The sequence below is a fragment of the Intrasporangium sp. genome (assembly GCF_036566125.1).
Taxonomy (GTDB): Bacteria; Actinomycetota; Actinomycetes; order Actinomycetales; family Dermatophilaceae; genus Intrasporangium.
In genome coordinates this window covers 1-2,449 of record NZ_DATCWX010000105.1, presented here as the reverse complement: position 1 = coordinate 2,449, position 2,449 = coordinate 1, and the positions used below count along the sequence as shown (strand labels likewise).

The window sequence follows — 2,449 nt, the reverse complement described above, 5'->3', positions numbered from 1 at the left end:
CGGGGGCGGACGAAGCGTTACTTTATCGCCTCCCCGCCCGAACCACGAAATCGACACCAGGTCCATCGGGTCGGCCCGTGACTGCCCCTAGGGCAGGGGCACTCAACGTGGCCCGCCGTCCTCGACCCCGACGGTCGCCGCCCGGCCAAACGGCCTCGATACTGTGGCCCAAAGGCCCACCCGGTCAGGGGGTCCAGATGCCCGAGCGCGACATCGGCGCTGTCGTCGCCGTGATGGACGCCCGGCTGGCGGCGATGCCTGCAGAACGGGCTGCCCAGCGGCTGTTCCTGCAGACGTATCGCCGGACCACCGTGGCCGTGGGTAATGCGATCAACGATGCGCTGTTCGAGGACCCGGACTGGGTCGAGCGATGGGACGTCGCGTTCGCCCAGCTCTACCTGGCTGCGCTGGACAGCGACCTCGCCGGCCGCGCTGACGTGCCGCGACCGTGGCGGTTGGCCTTCGACGCGCCGGCCTCGCTGCCGGCCTTGCGGCACGTGCTGCTGGGCATCAATGCGCACCTCAACTATGACCTGCCCCAAGCGCTGCTGGCGGTGATCAGCGATGACGAGTTCGCAGACCCGGTCGTCCTCGCCCGTCACAGGCGAGACCACGAGCGGATCGACGGTGTCCTCGCGAGCCGCGTGGCCGCCGAGGACGACGAGCTCGGCGCCATCTCGACCAGAACCCTGCTCGACCGCCTGCTCCAACCCGTGAACCGGTTCAGCTCCAGGCGCTTCCTTCGCGAGGCGCGACAGAAGGTGTGGCACAACACGGTCGAGCTGCAGCGGGCGCGCTTCGCCGGCCAACAGTCGTACGACGCACGGCTGGCCGAGCTCGAGGTGCTCAGTGCCGCACGCATCGCCGATCTCTTGGCGACAGGCCAGGTGCTGCTGCGGCTCGCCGTGGCGGGCTTCGGTGTGACCTTGCCGCCGGCACGCGCGACCTGAGCGCTAAAGAGGGTGGCCCACGGGAATGAACCCGGCCACGCGCGCTCGTCAGCGGTGAGCGAGACGAGCCCAGCGGCATACGGCATGGGCTTGTTGCAGTTCGGTCGCCCAAGGCGCCTTGGGCAGCTGCCCCGAGAGCAAGGCATGCAAGAAACCGACAGTTCGCCGTCAAGAATCTTGCAACCCGACCCGGTTGTGAGCGGTGTCACCGCATGGCGCCAAGAGCATGGTCACCCGCCCTCTCGGGCGCTGGGTACCTTGGTTGCATCACGTCATTTGTTCACCATGCGGACACCTGCTCCCCGCACGCCGCGACGGAGCCATGACCACATGGCGGACGACCACCGGCACGACGCGGTGCCCGACCACCGCGCGAAAGGGATGGGCAAGTTGACCACGACAGATACCACGCATACCTCGACCCATGCGGGCCTGCAGGCCTGGGTCGACGAGGTCGCCGAGCTGACGCAGCCGCGCGACATCCGCTGGATCACCGGCACCCCGGAGGAGTGGGCCGAGCTGACCGACCAGCTCGTCGAGGCCGGCACGCTGGTGCGGCTCAACGAGGACAAGAAGCCCAACTCCTTCTGGTGCGCGTCCGACCCGAGCGACGTCGCCCGCGTCGAGGACCGCACCTTCATCTGCTCCGTCGAGGAGAAGGATTCCGGCCCGACCAACAACTGGATGGCGCCGGACGACATGAAGACGCTCATGACCGACCTCTACCGGGGGTCGATGCAGGGTCGCACGATGTACGTCATCCCCTTCGTCATGGGACACCTCGACGCGAAGATCCCGATGTTCGGGGTGGAGGTCACCGACTCCGCCTACGTCGCGGTCTCGATGCTCATCATGGCCCGGTGCGGCGAGAAGGTGCTGCGCAAGATCGAGGAGACCAATGCCGCCTTCGTGCCGGCCCTGCACTCGGTCGGTGCGCCGCTCGCCGAGGGCGAGGAGGACATCCCCTGGCCCTGCAATGACACGAAGTACATCACCCACTTCCCGGAGGAGCGCGTCATCTGGAGCTACGGCTCCGGATACGGCGGCAACGCCCTGCTCGGCAAGAAGTGCTACAGCCTGCGCATCGCGAGCGCCATGGCTCGCGACGAGGGCTGGATGGCCGAGCACATGCTCATCCTCGAGCTGGAGCTTCCGGGAGGCGAGACGCATTACATCGCGGCCGCCTTCCCGTCCGCGTGCGGCAAGACCAACCTCGCGATGATGGTCTCGCCCTTCGAGGCCCTCGGCTACAAGGTGCGCACGGTGGGCGACGACATCGCGTGGCTGCGCCCGGGGCCGGACGGCCGGCTGTGGGCGGTGAACCCCGAAGCGGGCTTCTTCGGCGTGGTGCCGGGGACGGGACCGGAGACCAACCCCAACGCCATGGCCACCATCAGCCACGACACCATCTTCACGAACGTGGCGATGACCTCCGACGGGGTCCCGTGGTGGGAAGGCAAGGAGAAGAGCGCGCCGGCCGGGCTGATCGATTGGCAGGG

Annotated in this window: 2 protein-coding genes; both read left to right on the top strand. The window is 68.1% G+C overall.

Features of this window, described 5'->3' with window-relative positions:
- Window positions 1-197 precede the first annotated feature (197 nt).
- Window positions 198-950 carry a DUF5995 family protein gene (locus tag VIR15_RS06345; RefSeq protein WP_331926632.1) on the top strand — a complete coding sequence of 251 codons (753 nt, stop codon included), beginning with the start codon at window positions 198-200 and terminating at the stop codon, window positions 948-950.
- Window positions 951-1,331: 381 nt separating this feature from the next.
- On the top strand, window positions 1,332-2,449 hold a 1,118-nt coding region (locus tag VIR15_RS06340; protein WP_331926633.1), incomplete at its 3' end, for a phosphoenolpyruvate carboxykinase (GTP).